Here is a 19,099-nt window from a genome sequence, read left to right on the forward strand (position 1 = left end):
ATGTCATCATTTAATACTATGCTAAAATCCTTGAATGATTCGTGCTTTCATTCAATCCTTCATGGATAAAATAAAAATCATTTAAAGGAAATGCCCTACATTGTCAACAAGGTGGGGCATTTCCCTGAGTAAGTCATTCCATAGACTATGAGCCAGAACATCGGCGAAATACTACACTCAGATTGTTCGCCGGCATCTCGACTACCTTGTCGAGCCGCAAACCGTTGCGCTCCGCTTCCTCGATGACCGCTTCCAGATCACGCACGCCCCATAGCGGGTTGCGGCTCTTGAGCTGCACATCAAAGCCTTCGTTGCTCGGCGCCGTGTGTTGACCTTCCCGCTTGTAGGGGCCGTAGAGATACAGCACGCCGTCCATCGGAAGGCGTCGACCGGCCTGCAACATCAGCTCGGACGTGACTCGCCATGGTGAGATATGGATCAGATTGATCGCCACCAGCGCATCGCAGGCCACCTCAGGCCACTCGGCCTGCACATCCAGCGTGATCGGCGCCTTTAGGTTGGGCAGTGCGGCTTCGGCGCGCCAATCCGCGATGGATTCCAAGGCACGCGGGCTAGCATCGCTGGGTTGCCATTCGAGATGGAGGAGCCCGTGGGCGAAATGCACCGCGTGCTCGCCGCTCCCACTGGCCAGTTCTAGCACCTGACGTCGCTGTGCCAGCACATCCCGCAGAACATCAAGAATCACGTCACGATTGCGAGCGACCGCTGGGCTCGCGAGACGCTGGCTGTGCGCCACCTCTGCATCCTTCTGCGATGATCGCGACGTAGCGCTGGGCAAGTCATCGGGTAACTCGGGGGTGGCCATGCAACACTCCTTTCAACAGGGCAAATGACTCAGAACGAAAAGATGGCTAGATCATAACAAAGCGCCGCACCCCTGAGGGGCGCGGCGCTCGAGTAAACTGTGATTGGGTCGGGCGATTTCGGTCAGGCTAGCTCGTTTCGGCGATCTATAGCAGGCCATTACATACAAACCCGCTAGCGGGCACGCGCCACCGTGGAACGCGCGCGCCAGAAATCCAGCACCCGCAGTGGGTCACCCACTTCATGGGCCTTATGTTGCGCGTTGTGCGCCATGGCACGCGTCGCATCACGGTCGCCCAGCAGGCGCTCGAGGGCGGCAGTCCATTCTGCTGGGTCATCCCCCACCAACAGGCCATCGACGCCGTCCTCGATCAGATCGGCATAGGGCGCCCTGCGACTGTAGATGCCCACCCCGCCCATGCGGGTAATATCGAGAAACCGCAGCCAGGAGGCGGCGCGATTGTCGGAGTTTTCCATCAAGGGTGCCAGACCGATGGCGATCCGACGCCGCGAGCAATAATCCTGAAAGGCCTCCCAGCTGACGGCCTCCATTGTCTTGAGGCGAGGAATATCGCTGAGCGCCAGCGGCAGATGACGGCCCATCATCAACTCCACCTCACTGTCCGAATGCCGCGTCTGGATATCGCGCAGCACCGGGGCCAGCGTGAGGATGTCCTCACGATGCGCCAGGGTACCGTGAAAGCCGATGCAACAATCGCTCTGCTCGAGATGGTGAAGATCCGGCAGCTTGCCGGTCAGTGGCGGCGTCAACAGGCTGACTTTGGGATGCAGACTCGCCAGAGCGGCCTCCAGCTGCTCGCTGACCACGACGATCTCATCCGCCAGCGCGAACAATCGCTGTTGCAATTGGGCCGCTTCAGCCTCAGAGCCTGCTTCAGGGGTGGCATTGCCCTGCTCCGCTGACAGCAGCTCAGGCGAATACAGGTGATCGACGAGGTAGCAGATACGACCGTGCTGCTCACGGTGTGTTTCCAGCATCTCGATCCATTCCCGTCCCAGGCTACGCGCAATCAGCAGGCAGGCGCCGGTAAGGCGCGCCTGGGCAAGCTTGGGGGAGAACTTCCAGCGGCGGGTTTCAAAACGCTCGATACGTGTGCCTTCCTTGCGCAACGCGGCCATGGCAGGCAGGAAGAAGTAGATATCTTCCAGCGCCTGGGCTTCATCACTGAGTACGATCCAACGAGGAGTGGTCGGGAAGGCGGTCATGTCAGTCTCCTTTACTCGAGGCATTCATGGTCCCGGCACGTTCGGCGTCACCGCCAAACAAGCGCGAGCGAGAGCACACACTGACTCTGGGACGCTTACTTTGAGCTTAATGATTTCTGGGCATCACACCACTCAAATTTTGCTGGTGTGTAGCGGATGTAATCAACGTGTTACCTTCGTTGGACACCAAATCGCCGCTGGCAGCGCCCGATTGGACGGCCCAAGTCCCGAAACGACAAGGCCCGCAGGGTTAGCTGCGGGCCTTGGGGGTTGGGATCATCTCGCTGAAGTCATCGCGAACGCCAGAAGTTCGTACACGCCTCTACAGCGCCAATATCTCGGGCTTTCTGCAATGCCCGCTCTGCCATGGCCTGCGTAGCGGCTGGGTCAGCCAGCAATTGCTCCAGCGCTGCCCGCCACTCGCTGGGGTCGTCCCCCACAAAGAGCCCATCGACGCCATGCTCGACGATTCCGTCATACGGCGCCCGACGACTATAGATACCCACACCGCCCATCGCGGCGATATCAAGAAACTTGATCCATGACTTGCCGCGATTGAACGGCGTCTCCAGAAGCGGTGCGAGCCCGATCTGGATGCGGCGTGTCGCCTGGTACTGTTGAAAGGCCTTCCAAGGCAGCGCGTCCGGGGCCTCCAGCCGTGCAATACCGGATAATGATTCCGGCACGTGCCGCCCCATCATGATCTCGAGGCGTGCCTGGGGATGTGCTGCCATCACTGGCGTGAGTGCCGGCGCTAGGTGCGCGATATCATCACGATGCGCACGGGTACCGTGGTAGCCGATGGTCCAGTCAGACTGAGTGAAATCGGCCAGCTCAGTTTCCGGCGTCAGCATTGGCGGTGTCAGCAACGAGACATTGGCATGCTCTCGCCCAAGCTGGGCCACCAGCGCCTCACAACAGGCCACTACCTCATCCGCGAGCGCAAGCAGTGCGGGCTGACGCATCGCCAAGCCGCTCAAACGAGCGACATAGGCGGCAGGCAATCCAGCGGTACGGGTCACGGCGCCAAGATCATCGTCGATCAGATAGACGATACGCCCGAAGCGATCACGATGACGTTCGAGCAGACGCACCCAGCGCTCGCCCAAAGAGCGCACGATCAGCAGATTGGCGCCCGCCAGGCGCCGCGATGCCCATCGCGTCGGCAGGTGGTAGCGGCGTGTATCGAAACGCTCGACGATGGCCCCCTGCTGGCGAAGAGCAGGTGCGGCCGACTCAAGAAAGTAGATATCTTCGGTGGGTCGAGCACCATCGCTGAGAACGACCCACCGCACACCTGCCAAGGGTGAAGCTTCAGCCGACATCAGGACGGGGCCTGCGAACGCGAGGAGTCACGTGTCACGACATGCCAGGACGACTCGACACCACGCGCTGCGGCACGCTTGTCATCCCGCGCCCGCTCTGCCTTGAGCACACGATACTGCAGGCGATTGAGCCATTCGCCGCCCAGCCCCGGCAACGGCAGGAAGGGTGTCGTGCGACTCATTCCCCACAGCGCCAGACGCGAACTGCCCGCCTCGGCAGGGCCACGGCCGTGCATACCGAAGGTATCCGCGATCAGCAGCGTGTTGGCAGGCACCTTGAACAGCGTGGGCGCATTGAGGCCGAAGCGAGCCAGTGCGCCTTCCTCGACCCGGAAGGACCCTCGCTGGGTATAGCGATTGACATGCTCACGCGCCGTCAGGCTCATGTGATACTCCCAATCCAGACGGCCCTTGTTCAACTGCGTAGACTGAGGCACGAACATGAAAGGCCCGTTGCGCTCGCTCACCTCCTCCAGGTAAAGCCAGAACTTCATGGTCGGCTGGAAGGTATCCACGTGCAGGAACTTCTGCGGGTCAGCCTCATCACTTTCGCGAGCGCCATTGAACACCTTCTCGAGATGCACGATGGGCAGGCGACGATGGCCAGCGCAGAAACGCAGCAGACGCTTGAGCTGTGGGTCAGCCAGCACTTGCTTAGCCACCGGCAGCTCGCTCAGGGTCTCCGGGTCCAGCAATACGCGATGCGTGCGGGTATCACCCTGACAACACTCACGTACCTCACCGGGGCCGTGATCATGCACGGTTTCAAGCTCTGCCTTGAGCCGCGCGAACAGCTCTGGCGACAGGAAGTTCTGCTTGAGCAAGTAGCCATCACGCAGATAGGCTTCACGCTCCGCTCTCGGCACGCCTCGACTCAACATGGCCATGCGCCAGCGCATGATCCGAGACGCCGCCTTCACTCGCCAGACGTGCAGTCCGCGGCGATTCAGACGCTCACTCCCGATCAGCGGATTGGCGATGAAGGACTTGGCACCGGTGAAAAGCGCAAGACCCCACAGGGGAGCCTTGAGCAGAAATCGTGAACAGGACATGGCGTTCCTTGCGAGACGATGTTCAATAGGCAACTACAGGCATGGCGGCACGGCACTCTGCTCAGCGTAACGAAAAGTCTTCGTGGACGAGAGTCAGGTTGGGGTTGTAGTAAGGATCCGTCGTCAGCTGAGCGCCCCAATTGTCCAGCATGTAAGAGACTTCTCGCTGTGCCCGTGCCTGTTTTTCGGGGTTGTCATCCTGACCGCGAGAGACTGACTCGTGATGATACAGTTCCGCGTAAGGTGTCCAGAGGTTACGGTAGCCAGCCTCTCTCACCTTCAAGCAGAAATCGACGTCATTGAAGGCAACAGCAAGATGCTCTTCATTGAGTCCGCCAACAGCCTCGAAGACCTCGCGCCTGACCAACAGACAGGCTGCCGTGACGGCACTCAGGTTCTGCGTCAGCATCAACCGGGAGAAGTAACCGGCTTCCGATCTATGAAAATACTTGTGAGCGTGGCCGGCGACACCGCCGATACCAAGAATCACTCCGGCATGTTGAACGGTATTGTTGGGGTAATATAGCTTGGCGCCGACACAGCCAATCTCTTCACGCTGTACTTGCCCCACCATCTCATCCAGCCAATCGGCATTGATGGGCTCGATATCGTTGTTGATCAGCCCGATGATCTCGCCACGAGACTCGCTCACGCCAAAGTTATTGATGGCAGAATAATTGAAAGGATGATTCCACTGCAGCACTCTCACCCGTGAGTCACGCTGACTGACTTCCTGCATGAAGGACAAGGTCTTCTTGCAAGTGGATTCGTTGTCCAATATCAAAAGCTCGAAATGTGTATAGGATGTTCTCTCCAACAAGGCCTCGACGCACGGCTTGAGGATATCCACACCATCGCGGGTCGGCACTATCAAGCTGACAAGAGGCCGCTCTCTCACAGGCCACGTGACGCGGTAGGTATTAGGCAGGCTTCCGGAAGTGACAGACGCGGGTAACGAGGCCTGTGCCAGGTGATCACGCACGGCCTTGAGTCCCGCTTGACTGGTATATTCCTTCGCCCCGCTATCCAACGCGGTAGACCCTTTACCGGCACGCCAGTGATAAAGCACCCTGGGGATGTGAACAACCTGCGCTGCGGACAGGCCATTCGTTACCCGCAATGCGAGATCATGGTCCTGACTTCCCTCATACCCAGCCCGAAAACCGCCGACTTTCCGCACCAATGGCGTCGAATACACTCCCAGGTGAGACAAGTAATTCTGAGATAGCAACAAGTCAGGGTTCCAACCGCTCTTGAAGTGAGGGTCATGGCGTCGGCCCCGCTCATCCAGCTTGTCTTCATCGGAATAGAACACCAAGGCCTCAGGTGCCTCGTTGATGGCCAGTGCCACGAAATACAGCGCTTGAGGTGAAAGGACGTCATCATGGTCAAGCAGCGCGACGAAATCTCCTGTCGCCATTCCCAGAGCCGTGTTGCTGGCATGAGAGATATGTTGATTGCGATCATGAGCGGCGACTCGAACCCGTTCATCGCGCACCCGGTATTCTTCAAGAGTTCGAGTCAACTCTTCATCTCCGGAGGCATCGTCTACCAGGCAAATCTCAAGGTTGCGATAACTCTGTGCCAGTACGGAATCCATGCAGGCACGGAAGTTCTCGAGCTCAGGCCGGTAGACAGGCACCAGAATGGAAATGAGTGGCTCACGAGCCAAAGGCCTCTCTTCTACAGGTGCCTCATTCGTTGCGATCCAGGCCTGATAATCCCCTTGGCCACGACGATTGTGGAAGGTATCGGCATAACAGGCCATCAACCATTCTTCAGAGGTCTGATAGCCATGAGCGTGATACTGCGTAGCAAGTTGATTCACCGTGTCTTCGAGAGACATTCCTCTGAAGTCATGATGCAGCCGCACGACACGCTTTCGGATACGATCCCGAGCAAAGCCGGGGGTAAGCAAGATCAGGCGCAGATGCTCCACTCTGAAGCTTCCTGGAGCGTCGACAGGATCAAACCTCAACCGCGTACCACTTTTGCCGATATGGATGATGCGTTTGGAAATCCGGCCATTCTTGATAGGCAATGAGACACTATTTTCAATGGAGTATCCGTTTCCCTCATTCAGATACAGTCTTGACTCTCTCGCAGCGGTCGCATGTAGCACCGTCGCTTCCAGCATGTACCAACCTGGGAGCCAGGCTCTTGAATGCAATATCACTTGAGGGTCATCAGACACGGACAATAGACCACCAGAATCCGGGTCAGGAGTGATGTCACGATATTGATCGAAATCAGGCTGCTGGCGGATGGAAAACAATGATTCCCAACAACGCTCAAATCTGGAATAGAAGAATGACAAGATAGACACCACCAATTTGTTCATTGCTTGAAATCAAGTACTATCTGAAGACTTGTCACTTCTCTCAAACAGTATTGCCCCGGCTTGAGATGCCCTGTTCCGAACCTGAATCCCACGTAACCTTTTCTGGGAGCTCCCAATCCATGCGCATCAACCGAAAACTCCTTGGCCAGGATACCGTCCATCGCCATAGCATATCTGCCTTCGGCGTCGGTACGACAGACTTCCAGCTCTACCATATCATCAGAATCTGGCCACCAGGCATATCCACTGATGGCATGCGGGTGCTTGTCTGTACGATAAGCCAATGGAGCTTCCCCCATCGCCAGAACCTTCAATCGACTATCCAGCAATATGTTCGCTTGACGATAAAGATGTAGATCTTGCTTGTTTATTTTCTCAATTGACTCACGATGAAGATTGATCAAGTCCTTATATTCATCTCGCGTAGCAGAATTGGCATTGGCGGTACGCGTCTCCAGCCGCAAATCAAACCGAGCATTGATGACTTGCAATGACTCTTCATATCGCTCCGTAATGCCAACGGCTCCCATACACCCCAAAGGTTGCCCTGCGAGGAGTTTCCATTGGCGGTTTTGCATGTTTGGCTGGCGATAGAACGCCTCGAAATCATCAGTGGCACCATGGTGACGACGGGCATGTAGATATTCGGAAACGACGCGAGACACAGGGTCTCGCACAAAGGTGCAAACTCTACCAATGCCATAATGAGGCAAGTATCGCATGATAGAATAATGTCCCGTCATGAAGGTGATATCTGGTGACTTGATGATCAGACGGCTGACATCCTTGAGACCATAAGTGGCTTCCTTGACAGCAGCAGTAGTGACTCCAGCACCGGCCCCATAATCTCGCTCGACCTTTCGGAAACGACGAGACCGAGAGGCGACTACATCTTCAATACTCTCTCGGAAGCTGGTACCAGCAGTCTTGGGAATATGTACGAATAACATCAATTATCTTCCATGACAGGAATGGAAGGGAGCATATCCAGAGGCACCATATAGTCATGTCCCCCAATAGTGACTTTCAAGGATTCAATCTCACCTTCCCACTTCACGTCAGATCGAAATATGAAACCACAGCCTGCAGGTGCCCGCTCAAAAGCTTCACTTGCAAGGTCCGATGAACTGGTTGAAACGGATAGCGAATATTCACGCCCCGAGGAGGAAAGCAGTGTTGCATCAGTAATCATTTTTTGTGTATGGATATTGAAGCCATATCCCTCGAGAACTATTTCATCATTGATCAATGAGATATTATTGACGAGTACATAGTTGATACTTGCAGGCTTAGGCCCCCAATTTAGCTTTCGACGTAGTCGCTGTATGCCTTTGTCCGTGACTGAGTGGAATAGCCCTTGATAGCGGGCAAAAAGATGACAGTCATCACTTTCCAGCTTGGAAAGTACCGCCTCATAACGGTCAGTCACGAAAACACGTGAGGCGACCTGCAGTGATAGCAAGTCTGGGGTCATAAAATTTGACCAGGCTGCCTCATAGGCGTTGATGAGCTGCTGATCTATATTATAACGCTTCGCTTTCGTGGACTTTGGATCAGGCCGATACCCAAGACGATTCAGCTTCAGAGGTCGAGTATCATTGGAAGCATGTCGACGCCCTTTATCAAGCGATGAGAGATATTCATGCTGAGAGCGATAGATACGATGATAGATGAAAGCTCCTGCAAGCCGCTTCTCTCTCACTTCAAACTGTTGCCTGCTTAATAGTGAACGTTCATGTTGATCATCTTCCAATAACTTGAATGGTCGTCCATCGGCGAGATAATAACTATCACCACCTTTTACTTTGGCGGTATGAATATTGATTCTATCTACCTTGGCAGAAGTATTGACAAGACTTTTTACATGCCGATTATTATGCATCCACATCAAATCAGAAAAGGGACGAGCGAAGGCAGACCTTAAATGATGCGGAGTATCGATCGCCCAGTTAAAAGCTACTACATCAGCCTGTTCCATTTCTTTTTTAGTGAGATATTCATGAATTGAGGTCTGAAAATCGTGGGGAGTCCAGAGCTCATCGAGATCAATAAAGAGTACATGGCTGAAGCCCTGACGACGCGCCTGACCAAAAGCAGCATTGTAGGCTTCCGTCTGAAAATTCCTTCCTTTGCGATTGCATGAGACCAAGAGGTCATCCGCCTCCACCCAACTGAACCTTTTCTGGGTATGAATTTCCAGTGCCTCGCATACAGCAACAGAGTTATCAGAAATATTGTTTAGCCATACTTCGCAAGCATCAAATCCAAAATATAGATGATGAAAGCACCATTCTGGTAGATAGGCCGCTTCATCTTTCGCTATGGCTACGACCTTGATCTTCATAAACCTACTCTCATCGAAATCAGCTACAAACAAAAGCGCCTCACCCCCTTCAGGAGTGAGGCATCAAACGTACCTACGCAGTCTATACTCAGTGCTTCAAGCAAAAACGGCGGCCGCATCGAAATGTTCACCGTCTTCATCCTTACCCGACAGCTGCGGCGCTTCGCCATTCACCAGCGGCCACTCGACACCCACGCTGGGATCATCCCATTTCAGAGAATATTCATCGCCTGGTGCATAATAATCCGTGCACTTGTACTGGAATTCAGCAGATTCGCTGATGACATAGAAACCATGAGCGAATCCCGGCGGCACCCACAACATCTGTTGATTGTCTTCGCTCAGGTGTGCACCTACCCACTGACCGAATGTCGGACTGCTCTTGCGCATATCGACGGCCACATCGAAGACTTCGCCCTGTGTGACACGTACCAGCTTGCCCTGCGGCTGATTCAACTGGTAATGCAAGCCGCGCAGGATGCCTTGGCGGGACTTGCTGTGGTTGTCCTGCACGAAGGTGTAATCACCGCAGTGTTCGACGAATTCGCTCTGACGGAAGGTTTCCATGAAGAAACCGCGCTCATCACCGAATTTCTTCGGGGTCAGCAGCACGACATCCGGGATGGCGAGTTTTTCAAAATTCATGCGGGAATTGCTCCTTGTCGGGGACAGAAATAGCGTTGGCAGCCAGATGTCTCAACGTCTCTTCTCGTCAAGCCACCTCTTGCCAGGCCTTATCTCGTCAAGCGGCCTTGCCGATGACAGCAGCATCACTGACGGCGTTGCCTCGCACGATACAGCGTGAAGAGTACGTATCTTACCGCCACATCACTGCTCGCCAGGGAAGCCATGGCCGCCTGCCATAAAAATTCCCGCAGTCGTCGTCATGGTCGGGACGACTGCGGGATCGGACTACATTAGCATTGCCTTTAGCCAATTCGTACCAAAGGCATGATACAGCTCATCATGAACTTTCATTGCAGGACATGTCATTGCAGGCCGTGTCATCGATCGCCGTATCACTGATTGCCGCGGCGTTTGTCATCCAGACGCTTGAGCAGGTACTGGCCGTAACCGGTCTTCTTGAGTGCCGTGCCCTGCTCCTCAAGCTGCTCGTCGGTGATCCAGCCATTGGCCCAGGAAATCTCTTCCAGGCACGCCACCTTCAAGCCCTGACGGTGCTCGATGGTCTGCACGTACTGGCCAGCTTCCAACAGGCTGTCATGGGTGCCGGTATCCAGCCAGGCGAAGCCACGACCCAGGCGCTCGACACGCAGGTCACCACGTTCCAGATAGGCATTGTTGATGCTGGTGATTTCCAGCTCGCCACGCTCGGACGGCTCGACGGACTTGGCGATCTCGACCACATCATTGTCGTAGAAGTAGAGGCCAGTCACGGCATACGGTGACTTGGGCTTCAGCGGCTTCTCCTCGATGGACATCGCCTTGCCGGATTCATCGAACTCCACGACACCGAAGCGCTCCGGGTCCTGCACCAGATAGCCGAAGACCGTCGCGCCGCTCGGCTGGTCCGCCGCACGCTTCAACTGATCTGAGAAGTGCTGACCGTGGAATATATTGTCACCCAGCACCAGGCAGACCGGATCATCACCGATGAATTCCTCACCGATGATGAAGGCCTGAGCCAGGCCATCCGGGCTTGGCTGCACGGCATATTCTAAGCGCACGCCGTACTGCTCACCATTGCCCAGCAGCTTTTCATATTGCGGCAGGTCTTCCGGGGTGGAGATGATCAGGATCTCACGGATACCGGCCAGCATCAGGACAGAGACCGGATAGAAGATCATCGGCTTGTCATAGATCGGCAGCAGCTGCTTGGAAACACCGCGAGTGATCGGATGCAGACGTGTACCGGAACCACCGGCGAGAATAATACCCTTGCGCGCCATATCAAAAGTCCTTGTCGTATCGACGTGTAGCATTCTATTCAGAGAAGATCAGGTGCCGCGAGTTGCCACACACTGAATATGATCCAGCAGTATTGCAGACGTTCCAGCCTCAGCGATCCAGATGCTCATGAAGCGTCAAGGCCAGCTGAGACTGCCAGTCCGGCAGCCTAAGGCCCAGCGCGGACTCCAGCTTTTCGAGTGCAAGCCGCGAATTCAGGGGGCGTGTCGCAGGCGTCGGGTAATCTGCCGTCGGGATGCCACCCAGCGTCTTTGGGTCGATCGTCAGGGTTTCACCCTGCTCGGTGGCCTGACGGAAGATGGACTGGGCGAAACCATGCCAGCTGGTGGTGCCCTGCGGGGCCAGGTGATACAGGCCACTGTCTATCTGCTGACGCAGTGCCTCACAGGTAAGCTGCGCGATCAGACGCGCCGGTGTCGGTGCGCCGATCTGGTCATTGACGATATTGAGGCTGTCACGTTCGCGCCCCAGCTTGAGCATCGTCTTCATGAAGTTGTTACCGCGTGCGGCATAAACCCAACTTGTACGGAACACCAGATGACGGCAGTCACTGGCCAGTACCGCTTCATCGCCTGCCAGCTTGCTTTCCCCATAGACTGACAGCGGCGCCGTCGGGCTATCTTCACGCCAGGCCTGGTCACCATCTCCGGGATAGACATAGTCCGAGGAGTAATGCACCAGTGTCGCGCCCAGTGCGCCGGCCTTTTCTGCCAGCAATGCCGGCAGTTCGGCATTGAGACGCATGGCGCCCTCGCGCTCCTCTTCTGCCTTGTCGACGGCCGTCCAGGCCGCTGCATTGAGGATCAACTGGGGCTGCCAGGTGTCAATCAATGCGGCGACAGCGTCAAGATCACTGGCATCGACGTCGCTACGGCGCGGAGCATACACCTCACCGAAGGGAGCGAAACTGCGTTGCAATTCAAAGCCGACCTGGCCATTGCCACCCAGAATCAGAACGCGACCAAAGCGATGGGAAGTCGTCATCATCAGCCCCCGGTACCCAGGCGTTCACCACGGTAGCTGCCATCCTGCACACGCTGCCACCAGCTCTCATTGGCCAGATACCACTCGACCGTCTTGCACAGGCCTGTCTCGAAGGTTTCCTGCGGCACCCAGCCCAGCTCGCGTTCGATCTTGGCGGCATCGATGGCATAGCGCACATCGTGGCCGGGGCGATCCGTCACGTAGCTGATGAGGTCTTCATACTTGGCAATGCCAGCGGGCTTCTCGGGTACCAGCTCTTCCAGCAGTGCACAGAGTGTCTTAACAACTTCGATGTTCTGCTTCTCGTTATGGCCGCCAATGTTATACGTCTCGGCGATCTTCCCTTCGGTGGCAACCTTGATCAGCGCACGGGCATGATCTTCCACGTACAGCCAGTCACGAACTTGCTTGCCATCGCCATACACCGGCAGCGCCTTGCCCGCCAGAGCATTCAGAATCATCAGCGGGATGAGCTTCTCGGGGAAGTGGTACGGACCATAATTGTTGGAGCAGTTGGTCACCAACGTCGGCAGGCCATAGGTACGCTGCCAGGCACGCACGAGGTGATCCGAACTCGCCTTGCTGGCAGAGTACGGTGAACTCGGCGCATAGGGGGTCGTCTCGGTGAAGAGATCTTCCGGCCCTTCCAAATCGCCATACACCTCATCGGTGGAGATGTGATGGAAGCGGAAGCCAGCGGCCTTCTCGGCATCAGTCTTCTTCAAGCCCTTCCAATAATGACGTGCCGCTTCCAGCAGCTGATAAGTACCGACAATGTTGGTCTCGATGAAATCTGCCGGACCATCGATGGAGCGATCCACATGACTCTCGGCCGCCAGGTGCATCACGATATCCGGCTGGAATTCCGCGAAGACGGCATTCATCTTCTCGCCATCGCAGATATCAGCTTGCACAAAGTAATAACGCTCGGAATCCGTGACATCCGCCAGAGACTCGAGATTTCCGGCGTAAGTCAACGCATCCAGGTTGATGACAGTATATTGAGTGGAGCTAATCAGCTCACGGATGACCGCAGAGCCAATAAAACCAGCTCCGCCGGTGATAAGAATAGTCAATTCACTCATCCTAATAGCCTCTTTACGTTTTTCTCAAGGTTTTCAGTATAAGTAACCTTACGATCATTATCTATGTAAAATTCTCTTGCGAAATTTATCAGCTTCTGCTTCTTCTTCATATCACCTTTACATCGATAAATATTTTCAGAAATAAAACTTAAAGCATTTTCACCTAGTGACTGATTTTTAGATGGCGGCATCTTAAAACTATAATCATTCAATATATTTTCGGCTAGATAATTATAAATTCCATTCTGAGACTCAAGTTTTGATATATCGAAAATAGAAATAGTAGCACCATGCTTACACAACTCGTCGGAGAGCTTTATCCAGCTAACAGACTGCAAGTCAATATTAACCATAAAGCCTTCAAGAGATCCTTTATAATCGCACTCTTTCTTAGATTGATTATATAGACTAAGAAGCCAAGAGAATCTATCCCTTGTTACTAAGAGAAATTCAACTTCACAATCAAAGACCTCCGAGAAAGCAAATGCCATATTAGATGCATACGGATAAAAATCGTTTTCTGAGAACTGACCTATATGAAAACCAAGCAAAGCCTCATCAGTAAATAAAATACGATCACATTTGCTATTCAAAGATTGCGTCTTTATAAACGTCAAGCACTCTTTGAAGATCATAAAATCATTTTTTCTTATAGATTCAAACAAGCTATGCTTTAGTTTTTTACCAATTTCATTCTCTCTATGACATAGAAAAACATTATCATCAACAATTGACTTATTTAAGGAGATGAAATTTTGTATCGTAGTACTTGCAGTCTTATGAGCACCTACGTGAACAATAACTTTTTTCATAACACTTCTCCTACACCACTAGTTAATTTAGATATTATAGTATCGGAGACACTTTGTTTTGATAGATATGTAATTCCAGATAAATGAAGCTTACTAACCAAAGGTGGGAGCGGTAGTGTTTTAAAGTTAACATTATGCTTGCCGGACCATTTTAACAAAATAATATCATGATTATCAGAGTTGTTATTATCGTAGTTTTCAGCAGAAACTATAGGCAGTATACTAGGAATTTTCGTTCGGATTTTCGAAACTTTAATATTGTTCAGTGCTAACATCAAATTCATAAAAGATTGCTCTGGGGCAGGACCTAAAGCAGATCGTAAACCAGGACAGTCTAGAAATACCATAGCCTGATCTTTTGTAATAACATTAGAATGTGCAGTCCACATAGCTGCTCCATACCCCTCACCTATTGATGGATTAATATAGTTTAACAAATTTTTCATCCAAGGTTTAAAGTTTCTTCTTTTTAATGATTCATGACTAACTATAAACTCACCATTACATATAGTAGAAACTATTGGATCGAGACTATTTAGTAATACAGAATTTGCATCTATAAACGTAACAATATCCTTAGATGAATTTAAGGCGTTGAATTTCCTGAAAAGCCTCCATGAAGGCACACCAGGTCTATACTCTTCATTTTTAAATATAGATAGACCTAATTTATCCCAAAAAGGATCTATATCAACTATAGGTACAGAATAAGCTTTACATAACTGCCTAGTTATCTCCAAATTATCATCAAACGGAATTACCCTCAGATCAACATCTCCTATGCGCCTTATACTTTCTAGAAAAAGGAAAAGATTGAAATATCTAGAATTACTATCACTAGATAAAGTGTAGACAATATTCTTACTCATACATAACACCTGATGTTAATTTTTCATAATACTGTGAGTAGAGATCAAACTCATGCTGCAAGTACTCATGAACTTCTGGAGTTAGCAAAGCCATTTCTCCTAACGAATTTACTTTATTAGCTGTAATATCCTTAGCTTTACTATGAGATACTTCTGTATCTAGATATTCTGACAACTTATCGGTAAATGTGCGCGAAGGATTTATTATATCCTCAAACTTAATAACAAAAACCTCTCCGAAAACTGAAATTATATTTTTAATTGCAAGCTCATAGTTATTGAACAAATACTGATGTCTTGACCAAGTACCATTTTCTTCAATTAAATTCATTATTTCTTTGCTAGCAAAATCAGTATCAAATGTGCTTCCTTCCTTACCATAAGTTTTAAGCAACTTATATGCCGATATAAATCTATCAACAGGGTTTCTGCAGCAGATTACTGGCTTAACATTCACTAAAGTAGATCTAATTTCTGTTAATTGTTCTACTGTCAAAAGCATATATTCGGGAGTGACTTCGCCAAGCACATTACCCATAACGCAGGGCCTAAATAAATCGACGTAGTTCAAGCTTTCAATTGCCCTTGATGACAATAGATTCAATGCCCTCAAGTAGTTTTTGTACCTCTTGTCAATAAACTGTAAGTCATTAGAATTAACAATCCTTAGTATTTCTCTATCTAGATTATTCTGGGAAAAGTTAAATAAGACATCATTATGCCTAATACCAGATTTAGTATCAAAATAGTGTAATTCCTTAATCGGATGCATATATATAGAAGATGCTTCATCAAGTAACCTATACAATAAAGTGGAACCTGCTCTTTGAGACCCCATACCAATTACATATTTATTTTCCACGGTAAACCTCAGCTAGTAGAGAAACTTGATCGGAAGACATTAGCATACACGGTGAAGGATATAATCTTTTAAGCTTTAGACTTACATTTTTTATTGAAGAAATAAGATTTTCAACAGAAGGAGAGATTATAACCCCATTACTTTTATCCAAGTTGTCGCTTACACCTCCGAGATTAGATGCAATAACAAAACAACCACATGCAGCAGCCTCTCTAGTTACCAATCCAAAACTTTCTGGCCAAGTAGAGGGCGCGAACAACACATCGATCTGTCGGTAAATATCAACGACCTTACTCTGACTAGCGCGACCGATGAATCTAACTGGTACATTGCCCCAGTATTGGCGGGATACGTGTCCCTCTTCCTTGGAGTGATCCACCACCAGAAATTCCATATTGTCAGGCTGGGCTTCCATGACCGCTTGCTTTAGAAGGTAATAGCCCTTGTGTTCCGCCATACCGCCTACGTGCCCACCAACAACTCGTTTCGTGTAGGAGGTATCCTTGGGTGCCCAGGGCAAGTCATCAGAGATTCCATTGGGAGTAACTTCTATATCCAGAATATCATTCTTGCGATAGATATTCGCGAATGCATCCGAGACCGTCAATACCTTATGGGCGCTATTCAATAACCCTTTGAGGTATAGTTTCCGCTCAACAGATGCTTCCTGGGTGATACTAGGAGGAAGTTGAATTGGGTCAAAGGGATCAGGGTGCCCCTCAGGATATACCGTCCCAGTGTGGTCCACCAGGAACTGGAAGTCTGAAATCCACCATGCATCATGTGCCGTGACGATATAAGGCACTTTTGCATCTCGGGCAGCCTCCACAACGGAACCTGTCAACCGTTGTACACAGTGGAAGTGCACCATATCTGGCTGTTCGCATGCGAGAAATTCAGTGAATATCTCGTACATGCGCTCATCCTTGGCATGCCAATCCATATTCTCACGCCAGAGAGTCGCCGTACGATATACGCGTACCCCATCATGACGATAGATAGACAACTGATGCGGGATACGGCATTCACTATCAGCGGTGAAGATAACCAGTTCAAAGTCATCATCATAAAGCTTACGTAATGCTTTGAAGTTATCATCCAGTACGCGAGTCGCCCCCCCAATGGATTGTGGTGGGAAAAATACATTGACAAGTGCGATCTTGCGGCGCTTCCTTACCAACTTTGACGTGCCTTCTTCACCACGCTCGCAGTGCGCTCTATCCATCAATCCATTGGCATAGGCTTCAATATTGGATACGAGCTGAGTGCCCAGTATTTCCAAGGAATACGCTTTACGCGTGCGCTCTTGCGCCGCTTGTCCCATTGATTTGCGTAGTTCCTTGCTTTCCACAAGACGTGTAATGGCTTTTTCCCAATCATCCGCCGTAACAGCCAGGAAGGCATCTTTTCCATCACGAATGACATCACGATAGTTGCGGGTACTACTGACGACTGATGGTACGCCATGACATGCCGCTTCAAACCATTTCAGCTCTGACTTGCACTCATTGATGACGTCATCATGTAGAACAGCCAAGTTGATGTCTGCACGGCGAAGTAATGACCAATATCCCTGCACACTTTTCAAAGGTGGAATCATGGATAATTGCTTGGCAAAGCGCTCTGTAAATGTCTTTGGTAATTTTAGATAACCTACGACAACAAGACGCAAATGAGCATGGCGCTTCAACAATTTTTCTATCGCAGGCAGTGCCAGGTCGATGAAATCCTGATTATGTGCCTGTGTACCGCTGCCGTAGAAAATATCCAACGTCTGTTTGGGAGAGTCCTGAGGCTGGCTGAATTCATTAAGGCTATCCAGGCCATTGCGGTGCAATAAACATTCGTTACCGAATACCAGATCAGCTAAACGCTCTCGAAGCGGTTCTGTCGAAGCCAGTCCAAGACGGCATTGACGCGCAGCCGCATGGAAAAGGGCCATACCACGCGTCAATTCCCGATAGGTATCCAGTGAAACGTAACCACCATAACTTGCCAGTGCAGGGGGATAGACGGGATCAAAAAGCAGATCATCGATTTCATAGATACTGAGCTTCCCGGCCGCATTGGTCTGAGCCATGGCCTTGAGTACCTTGGGCATGGCAGGCACACGATAAAAGATGACCACATCGTGAGTCGCCAATGCCTGAGCCTGTTGCTCAAGATCCAGCCAGTTGATTGCAGTGACCTCTTTTCCTACTGCCTCAAGTTGCTCCACCTTCTGATTGATACGATAGCGTTCACATTGTGCAACGTGATAATCGCCAACTATCAAGATTCGGTTAAGGTTGAGAGAGTGGAGTCGCTCGGGGTTCTTGCTGGCACCGCTGGCGCGTAAGTAAGCATCGTAGACAACCTCACTGAATGCATCACAAGCCTTGATTAGCTCACCACGATTCCCCTGCCCTACGTAGCTCAGGAGGGCTGGAAAAATATTATTCCAGGCTTCTTCCGCGAACTCATCCAGCTTGTCTTGCTGAAATGTAAAGTCACCATAGACTTCTAACCCTTCAGCCAAAGTAGTCAATGCCTTTTCGTACTGTTGTAGCCTTGAAAGACAGGTCGCACGATTGAAGAACAGCCACTTTGGCGGATTGGGGAGCGCTTTAGCCGCGTTATAGTAGCCGAGCGCAATACGATTATGTCCTTCATCAAGATAGATATTGCCCAGTAGCTCGAGTGCACCCGATAAAGCGTAAAAACAGTTACTAGCTTCTAGTTGCTTTGTTGCCTTCTCTTTTTCGCCGATGGCCAAGTAATGCTTTGCCATCATCAAGTAATGTCGTGCGGTCTGATCATCATTATTAAAAAAGGCGACCGGCGTTGTGTAAAGTCCAGCAATAGAATTTAAGACTTCCTGAGAAGTGATTTCCAGCCCTACTTTAAGATTGCATTCGTAGATGTCATAGAACCGGATATCCTCTGGCGAGAAGTCCAATGGACAGTTATTTCTCTTCAACCATTCTCTTATCGAGCCATATCGCATTTCTTCCTTGCCAAAGGAATTATAGTGTTTCTCAAGAGCTATAGGATCCGTAATACCCGCTATCGCCAGATCAGGATATAGACTTTCATAAAACTCAGGATCAAAAGCGAACTCTTGCGTTATGTGTGTAGTTGTCCAATCTTTCTCCAATACAAGCTTGGCATTTCCAGCCTCATGGCTGGCTGAAGCAAAACGGCCTTCCTTGAATCCATGTTTTAACCAATGTTCTTCGAGCTGCTCAACTGTCAGCGACGCTAAATCGACATAACGTGATTTATAAAAACTCGTATCCAGTTCAATGTTAGATGCAGCCGACGCTTCTGAGGAATTCGTATTACTCACCTTTCCTTGTGGAGTCGGCATACTTCCATTCTTGCGTTTCTTACCCAGCAATATTTTACCTATCTGTGGTAGCATTTCAAATTCCCTATGATTTACTTACCCTATAACTACTATTG

Annotated in this window: 15 protein-coding genes; all 15 read right to left on the bottom strand. The window is 50.9% G+C overall.

Features of this window, described 5'->3' with window-relative positions:
- Positions 1-145 precede the first annotated feature (145 nt).
- The 15 genes from AC26AR_RS09795 to AC26AR_RS09865 all read right to left on the bottom strand — a co-directional run bounded on the left by AC26AR_RS09795 (position 146) and on the right by AC26AR_RS09865 (position 19,058).
- Positions 146-826: a DUF938 domain-containing protein gene (locus AC26AR_RS09795; protein ID WP_488106882.1), complete on the bottom strand. Its 681-nt coding sequence runs from the start codon at positions 824-826 to the stop codon at positions 146-148.
- 173 nt (positions 827-999) lie between these two features.
- Positions 1,000-2,052 (bottom strand): glycosyltransferase family protein, encoded by a 1,053-nt coding sequence (locus tag AC26AR_RS09800; protein ID WP_488106883.1) that lies wholly within the window; start codon positions 2,050-2,052, stop codon positions 1,000-1,002.
- Between the two features lie 290 nt (positions 2,053-2,342).
- Entirely contained in the window at positions 2,343-3,377 is a 1,035-nt protein-coding gene (locus AC26AR_RS09805; protein ID WP_488106884.1) for a glycosyltransferase family protein, read from the bottom strand.
- Positions 3,377-4,429, bottom strand: coding sequence for a phytanoyl-CoA dioxygenase family protein (locus tag AC26AR_RS09810; RefSeq protein ID WP_488106885.1), 1,053 nt, complete (start codon positions 4,427-4,429; stop codon positions 3,377-3,379). The genes AC26AR_RS09805 and AC26AR_RS09810 overlap by 1 nt, the downstream gene beginning before the upstream one ends.
- 61 nt (positions 4,430-4,490) lie before the next feature.
- On the bottom strand, positions 4,491-6,770 hold the full coding sequence (locus tag AC26AR_RS09815; protein WP_488106886.1) for a glycosyltransferase family 2 protein: 2,280 nt from the start codon (positions 6,768-6,770) through the stop codon (positions 4,491-4,493).
- Entirely contained in the window at positions 6,767-7,720 is a 954-nt protein-coding gene (locus AC26AR_RS09820) for a sulfotransferase family 2 domain-containing protein (protein WP_488106887.1), read from the bottom strand. Before AC26AR_RS09820 ends, AC26AR_RS09815 begins: the two co-directional genes overlap by 4 nt.
- On the bottom strand, positions 7,720-9,114 hold the full coding sequence (locus AC26AR_RS09825; RefSeq protein WP_488106888.1) for a glycosyltransferase family 2 protein: 1,395 nt from the start codon (positions 9,112-9,114) through the stop codon (positions 7,720-7,722). The genes AC26AR_RS09820 and AC26AR_RS09825 overlap by 1 nt, the downstream gene beginning before the upstream one ends.
- A gap of 96 nt (positions 9,115-9,210) precedes the next feature.
- Entirely contained in the window at positions 9,211-9,759 is a 549-nt protein-coding gene (rfbC, locus tag AC26AR_RS09830; protein WP_488106889.1) for a dTDP-4-dehydrorhamnose 3,5-epimerase, read from the bottom strand.
- 374 nt (positions 9,760-10,133) lie between these two features.
- Positions 10,134-11,024 (bottom strand): glucose-1-phosphate thymidylyltransferase RfbA, encoded by an 891-nt coding sequence (rfbA, locus tag AC26AR_RS09835; protein WP_488106890.1) that lies wholly within the window; start codon positions 11,022-11,024, stop codon positions 10,134-10,136.
- Between the two features lie 109 nt (positions 11,025-11,133).
- Positions 11,134-12,027 (bottom strand): dTDP-4-dehydrorhamnose reductase, encoded by an 894-nt coding sequence (gene rfbD / locus AC26AR_RS09840; RefSeq protein ID WP_488106891.1) that lies wholly within the window; start codon positions 12,025-12,027, stop codon positions 11,134-11,136.
- Positions 12,028-12,029: 2 nt separating this feature from the next.
- Positions 12,030-13,112 carry a dTDP-glucose 4,6-dehydratase gene (gene rfbB, locus AC26AR_RS09845; RefSeq protein ID WP_488106892.1) on the bottom strand — a complete coding sequence of 361 codons (1,083 nt, stop codon included), beginning with the start codon at positions 13,110-13,112 and terminating at the stop codon, positions 12,030-12,032.
- The gene (locus AC26AR_RS09850) at positions 13,109-13,924 is read right to left on the bottom strand and encodes a hypothetical protein (protein WP_488106893.1); all 816 of its coding nucleotides are present in this window, start codon (positions 13,922-13,924) and stop codon (positions 13,109-13,111) included. The genes rfbB and AC26AR_RS09850 overlap by 4 nt, the downstream gene beginning before the upstream one ends.
- A complete protein-coding gene (locus AC26AR_RS09855; protein WP_488106894.1) occupies positions 13,921-14,793 on the bottom strand; it encodes a hypothetical protein in 873 nt (290 codons plus the stop codon). The genes AC26AR_RS09850 and AC26AR_RS09855 overlap by 4 nt, the downstream gene beginning before the upstream one ends.
- Complete coding sequence (locus AC26AR_RS09860) at positions 14,786-15,655, bottom strand: sulfotransferase (RefSeq protein ID WP_488106895.1); 870 nt, start codon at positions 15,653-15,655, stop codon at positions 14,786-14,788. Before AC26AR_RS09860 ends, AC26AR_RS09855 begins: the two co-directional genes overlap by 8 nt.
- Positions 15,645-19,058: a glycosyltransferase gene (locus AC26AR_RS09865; RefSeq protein ID WP_488106896.1), complete on the bottom strand. Its 3,414-nt coding sequence runs from the start codon at positions 19,056-19,058 to the stop codon at positions 15,645-15,647. Before AC26AR_RS09865 ends, AC26AR_RS09860 begins: the two co-directional genes overlap by 11 nt.
- Positions 19,059-19,099: the final 41 nt, after the last annotated feature.

This window comes from Cobetia sp. PS-4MA, from assembly GCF_057670765.1.

What these genes read in the sequence shown, in the direction of transcription:
- AC26AR_RS09795 (WP_488106882.1), bottom strand. Translation starts at nt 826, where the DNA reads ATGGCCACCCCCGAGTTACCCGATGACTTGCCCAGCGCTACGTCGCGA.
- AC26AR_RS09800 (WP_488106883.1), bottom strand. Translation starts at nt 2,052, where the DNA reads ATGACCGCCTTCCCGACCACTCCTCGTTGGATCGTACTCAGTGATGAA.
- AC26AR_RS09805 (WP_488106884.1), bottom strand. Translation starts at nt 3,377, where the DNA reads ATGTCGGCTGAAGCTTCACCCTTGGCAGGTGTGCGGTGGGTCGTTCTC.
- AC26AR_RS09810 (WP_488106885.1), bottom strand. Translation starts at nt 4,429, where the DNA reads ATGTCCTGTTCACGATTTCTGCTCAAGGCTCCCCTGTGGGGTCTTGCG.
- AC26AR_RS09815 (WP_488106886.1), bottom strand. Translation starts at nt 6,770, where the DNA reads ATGAACAAATTGGTGGTGTCTATCTTGTCATTCTTCTATTCCAGATTT.
- AC26AR_RS09820 (WP_488106887.1), bottom strand. Translation starts at nt 7,720, where the DNA reads ATGTTATTCGTACATATTCCCAAGACTGCTGGTACCAGCTTCCGAGAG.
- AC26AR_RS09825 (WP_488106888.1), bottom strand. Translation starts at nt 9,114, where the DNA reads ATGAAGATCAAGGTCGTAGCCATAGCGAAAGATGAAGCGGCCTATCTA.
- rfbC (WP_488106889.1), bottom strand. Translation starts at nt 9,759, where the DNA reads ATGAATTTTGAAAAACTCGCCATCCCGGATGTCGTGCTGCTGACCCCG.
- rfbA (WP_488106890.1), bottom strand. Translation starts at nt 11,024, where the DNA reads ATGGCGCGCAAGGGTATTATTCTCGCCGGTGGTTCCGGTACACGTCTG.
- rfbD (WP_488106891.1), bottom strand. Translation starts at nt 12,027, where the DNA reads ATGACGACTTCCCATCGCTTTGGTCGCGTTCTGATTCTGGGTGGCAAT.
- rfbB (WP_488106892.1), bottom strand. Translation starts at nt 13,112, where the DNA reads ATGAGTGAATTGACTATTCTTATCACCGGCGGAGCTGGTTTTATTGGC.
- AC26AR_RS09850 (WP_488106893.1), bottom strand. Translation starts at nt 13,924, where the DNA reads ATGAAAAAAGTTATTGTTCACGTAGGTGCTCATAAGACTGCAAGTACT.
- AC26AR_RS09855 (WP_488106894.1), bottom strand. Translation starts at nt 14,793, where the DNA reads ATGAGTAAGAATATTGTCTACACTTTATCTAGTGATAGTAATTCTAGA.
- AC26AR_RS09865 (WP_488106896.1), bottom strand. Translation starts at nt 19,058, where the DNA reads ATGCTACCACAGATAGGTAAAATATTGCTGGGTAAGAAACGCAAGAAT.